The sequence below is a fragment of the Diplocloster modestus genome (genome assembly GCF_019042245.1).
Taxonomy (GTDB): domain Bacteria; phylum Bacillota; class Clostridia; order Lachnospirales; family Lachnospiraceae; genus Diplocloster; species Diplocloster modestus.
Map to the genome: position 1 here is coordinate 1 of NZ_JAHQCX010000032.1, position 5,168 is coordinate 5,168.

A 5,168-nucleotide genomic window follows, 5' to 3' on the forward strand; every position below is an offset into this window, starting at 1 on the left:
CCCCGGTCGATTTGTACCTGTCCCCAACTGATTTGTACCTGTCCCGGATTGATTTGGACATGTCCCCTTTTAACTTTTACAGGTCTACGATAGTAGGAGTATGCCCGACTTGGGGAAGGAACTTCTCCAGGATATCGGCGGTTTTTATTCTAAGACTGGATGTATTGATGCAGGGATGGCATCCGATATATTCATGCTGAAGCACATCCCGGTCGATCAACAGGCGAACGTGCTGCTCCGGATCATGCATAAGGGCCAAAACGGTGACTGAGCCTGGTGTTAAGTCCAGATATTGTTCCATTGCTTCCGCGTCGCCGAAAGAGAGACGGGCGGAACCGATCTGTGCGGAGAGATCTTTGGTTTTAAAAGGCTTCTCACCCGGCATCATCAGCAGATAATAATTCGTCTTCTGACGGTTGCACAGAAACAGGTTTTTGCAGATAGAGATACCGAGCAGTTTGTCGATCTCATGGCAGTCTTCGATGGTTGCGGTCACATCATGGTCGACACGGAGATAGGGGATCGCAAGACGATCCAGAAGATCATAGACGGCCATTTCTTTTGGCAGTCGGTTGTGAGGAGCGGGTTTATCGGTATAGAGTGTCGGATCAAATTTTAACATTTTATAACCTCCTTACGGGATCTAATTATCCGCATGTCCGGCATCCGGCCTATGCTTGATCATGAATTATCTTTTGGTTTATAAACCATATTTTATCAGTATAAATTAAATATTGGAAGATGGCAATGATGAATATAAGGGGCTTGTCCCCGGATGTTGCCTGGAATAGAACGGTATCCGGGGTAGCAGGCGTTTTTTTCTCGAGCAGGCCGGCATCCGGGGACAGGCCCCTTTCTCCACGTAGTTACTGAAATATTTTGCTTTATAACCGAAAGGTGCCAGTCCCCTCCGCAGCTGGCTGTGAGCGTAAGATAAAATTTTAAAAAAATTGTAAAAAACACTTGCAAAATTTATTATTTTGTTATAAGATATGCAAGTGCCAGTCATTAAGGTCCGTTGGTCAAGCGGTTAAGACGCCGCCCTCTCACGGCGGAATCAGGGGTTCGATTCCCCTACGGACTGTTTTGGTGTACATATCCATTAGCTTCGGAATATTTCCGAAGCTTTTTTTGTACTACAGGAAAGTGCTTCTTTAACCTATGTTTTACTTGAATTTTACAAAAGAACCTAGCCATTTCCTGGGATTGATAGTAAAATAAAAAGAAATGTGTCATAAAGGGGAGAAGATGTATGCAGTACACAACCTTTGCAGCAATAGATATCGGCTCTTATGAGCTCAGCATGAAAATATTTGAACTGTCCTCCAAAATGGGAATGCGGGAGATCGATCATATCCGCCGTAGAATCGAGCTGGGCATGGACACTTACCGCTCCGGACGGATCAGCCATGATCTGGTGGAAGAACTCTGCGAAGTTCTTCAGGATTTCAAACGGATTATGGGGGAATACAGGGTTTCCGATTATAGAATTTGTGCTACCAGTGCGATCAGAGAGACGAAGAATACGATCCTGGTGCTGGATCAGATCCGTACCCGTACAGGTTTTGAAACGGAGGTCTTAAGCAATTCCGAGCAGCGGTTCCTGGGGTATAAGTCCATCGCCTCAAAAGAGACAAACTTCCGGTCCATCATACAGAAGGGAACGGCGATCATCGATGTGGGCGGCGGCAGCATACAGATCTCCTTATTCGACAGGGACAGCCTGCAGAGCACCCATAACTTAAGATTCGGTACCCTGAGAATCAGGGAGAGGCTGGCGGCACTGGAGGGAAGCAGCCTGCGCTACGGGGACATTGTGGAAGAGATGATCAACACGGACATTTACAACTTCCGACGGCTTTATCAAAAGGAACAAAAAATTGAAAATATTATTATAGTAGGTGAATTCATCAACCAGATGATCCAGCGGATTACCAAGGATACCCAGGAACACTTTGTCACCTGTGATAATTTCATGAAATTCTGTGACGAGGCGGGAGAGCAGGCTCCGGAACAGATCGCACAGGAGCTGGGTGTTCCGGCGGAGAATTCCGCCATGATTCTGCCGGCTCTCGTGATCTACCGGCGGCTGGTCACTGAGATCGGCGCGGACTATATCTGGGCTCCCGGTGTGGAACTCACAGATGGAATCGCGTACCACTACGCGGAACAGAATAAAATCATAAAATTCCAGCATAATTTTGATAATGATATCCTGGCCGCGGCCAAGAACATCGGCAAGAGATATATGTGCAATAAAACCCATATCGCCGTAGTTTCCGAGCTGGCGATGATCGTGTTCGACGCCACGAAGAAATTACATGGAATGGGAAAACGGGAGCGTCTGCTGCTCCAGATTGCGGTGCTCCTGCATGACTGTGGAAAATACATCAGCCTGGTAAAAGTGGCGGAGTGCTCCTATAGTATCATCATGTCCACGGAGATCATCGGCCTTTCCCATAAAGAGCGTGAGATCATCGCCAATGTAGTGCGTTACAACACACTGGATTTTGAGACCTTTGACAACATCGTGGATAAGGAGCAGCTGGATGTGGGCAGTTATCAAATCATGGCAAAACTGGTGGCTATCCTGAGAATTGCCAACGCTCTGGACCGCAGCCATAAACAGAAGTTCAAAAACTGTAAAGCCGTTTTAAAAGAAAAAGAACTGATCATCACAGTGAACACGGTGGAAGACATCTCCCTGGAATGTGAGCTTTTCCCGGAAAAAGCAGGTTTCTTTGAAGAAGTATTCGGCATACAGCCAAAAATCAAGCAGAAAAAGAAAATATAGGGAGGGACCAAGAGTTTATGGAACAGAACGATTATAAAAAGCCGGAATATTATATGAACCGGGAGTTAAGCTGGATCAAATTCAATGACCGGGTATTATCCGAGGCGAGAGATAAAAGCATACCGCTCTTCGAGCGGTTAAAATTCTTAAGCATTACCGCGTCGAATCTGGATGAGTTCTACATGATCCGGGTAGCGTCTCTAAAAGATATGGTACATGCAGAATACACAAAACCGGACATCGCCGGTATGACTCCGTCAGAGCAGCTGATCCAAATAAGTGAAGAACTTCATGAGATGACCTCGCTTCAGTATTCCACGTACAACCGCTCCCTTCTTCCCGCGTTAAAGCAGCACGGTCTTAAAATCATAACGTATCATGAAGACCTGACCGAAGAGGAAGGAAAGTTTGTCGATAAGTATTTTATGGAAAATGTGTACCCGGTGCTGACCCCCATGGCAGTAGACTCCTCCAGGCCATTTCCCCTGATCCGCAACAAGACGCTAAACATCGCGGCATTGTTAGTGAAAAAAGAGGAAAAGAGCCGGGAAGAATTCGAATTTGCCACCGTACAGGTTCCATCCGTACTCCCCAGAATCATTCAGATCCCAGGAAAAAAAGAAGAGACCACGGTCATCCTGCTGGAAGAGATCATCGAGCGGAACATCCAGTCCCTGTTTTTGAGCTATGATATCATCTGCGCCCATCCCTACCGGATTATCCGAAACGCGGATCTGACCATCGACGAGGATGAGGCAGCGGATCTGTTAAAAGAAATACAAAAGCAGTTGAAACGCCGCCAATGGGGGGAAGTCATCCATCTGGAAGTGGAAGAGAAGATGGATAAGCGTCTTCTGAAAATCCTGAAGCGGGAATTCGCCATGCTGGAAGAGGATATCTACAAGATCAGCGGTCCGCTGGACCTGACCTTCTTAATGAAGCTATACGGTCTGGACGGATACAAAAGCCTGAAAGCCAAACCTCATGTACCGGCTCCAGTGCCTGAAACCATGACCGATGAAGACATCTTCACCCAGATTCGCAGCGGAGACATCCTGCTCCACCACCCGTTCCAGAGCTTCGATCCGGTAGTCAACTTCGTAAGACAGGCCGCCAAAGATCCCGACGTCCTGGCCATCAAGCAGACCCTTTACCGGGTCAGCGGCAACTCTCCGATCATAGCGGCGTTAGCCCAGGCCGCAGAAAACGGAAAACAGGTATCCGTTCTGGTAGAATTAAAGGCCAGATTTGACGAGGAAAACAATATCGTCTGGGCCAAGATGCTGGAGAAAGCCGGCTGCCACGTCATCTACGGCCTGGTAGGCTTAAAGACCCACAGCAAAATCACCTTAGTTGTGCGCAGGGAAGAAGACGGCATCCGCCGTTACGTGCACCTGGGAACCGGAAACTACAACGACGCCACGGCAAAGCTCTACACGGACATGGGACTTCTGACCTGTTCCGAAGCCATCGGGGAAGATGCCACCGCCGTATTCAACATGCTGTCCGGCTACTCCGAGCCTCTGTCCTGGCACAAACTGGCGCTGGCCCCGATCTGGTTACGTGACCGATTCATCAGCCTGATCCGCAGAGAGACCCAGCAGGCCAAAGAAAAGAAGCCGGCCCGGATCATCGCCAAAATGAATTCCCTGTGTGACCAGGACATCATCGCTGCCCTCTACGAAGCTTCCGCGGCCGGAGTAAAAGTGGACCTGATCGTCCGGGGTATCTGCAGCCTCAAAACCGACATCCCGAAAGTCAGCGAAAACATAACCGTGCGCTCCATCGTGGGCAATTTCCTGGAGCACAGCCGGATCTTTTACTTCTATAATAATGGGCAGGAAGAGATCTACATGGGCAGCGCCGACTGGATGCCCCGAAACCTGGATAAGCGCGTAGAAATCTTATTCCCCGTAGAAAATGAAACACTAAAGCAAGAAGTCATCCACATCCTCCAGATCCAGCTGGAAGACAATGTAAAAGCCCACATCCTCAACAAAAAAGGAAGCTACGAAAAGATAGACAAACGCGGCAAAATCCTGATGGACTCCCAAATGTACTTCTGTGAAGAGGCAGCCGCCCGGGCAGTCCGCCCCGCCGAAGAAACCACCCAAAGCAGGGTGTTCGTTCCGGCGGAACCGATCGGGGACTGAGGGATTGGACTAAGGGCCGGAGCGGGCAGGTGCAAGAACGGATGCTGGGATAGGGGCTAAGGCTGGCGGACGAAGTCTGGGGATGCTCCCGGCGGCTGGGTCCTTTTGTGTCTCCTTGGGAGTGCGGAGGGCTTGCGCTGGTATCAGCTAAGTGAAATCGAAAAGCCGGGTTCAGGAACCGAGCCTATTCACCAGGAACACAGGATGTGTTCCCGGTTCAG

General features: G+C 49.0%; 3 protein-coding genes and 1 tRNA gene. 3 read left to right on the forward strand and 1 reads right to left on the reverse strand.

Annotated elements, in window-relative coordinates; all coding sequences use genetic code 11:
• Nucleotides 1–76 precede the first annotated feature (76 nt).
• The gene (locus tag KTH90_RS24625) at nt 77–622 is read right to left on the reverse strand and encodes a prolyl-tRNA synthetase associated domain-containing protein (RefSeq protein ID WP_158354234.1); all 546 of its coding nucleotides are present in this window, start codon (nt 620–622) and stop codon (nt 77–79) included.
• 390 nt (nt 623–1,012) lie between these two features.
• Between KTH90_RS24625 and KTH90_RS24630 the strand changes: the two genes are divergently transcribed.
• From KTH90_RS24630 to KTH90_RS24640, 3 genes are all read left to right on the forward strand, one after another.
• Nucleotides 1,013–1,084: transfer RNA gene (locus tag KTH90_RS24630), tRNA-Glu, on the forward strand.
• A 168-nt stretch (nt 1,085–1,252) separates the two neighbouring features.
• On the forward strand, nt 1,253–2,794 hold the full coding sequence (locus tag KTH90_RS24635) for a Ppx/GppA phosphatase family protein (protein WP_158354235.1): 1,542 nt from the start codon (nt 1,253–1,255) through the stop codon (nt 2,792–2,794).
• Between the two features lie 17 nt (nt 2,795–2,811).
• Nucleotides 2,812–4,947, forward strand: a complete 2,136-nt coding sequence (locus tag KTH90_RS24640) for an RNA degradosome polyphosphate kinase (RefSeq protein ID WP_158354236.1) — start codon at nt 2,812–2,814, stop codon at nt 4,945–4,947.
• The last annotated feature ends 221 nt before the right edge of the window (nt 4,948–5,168 follow it).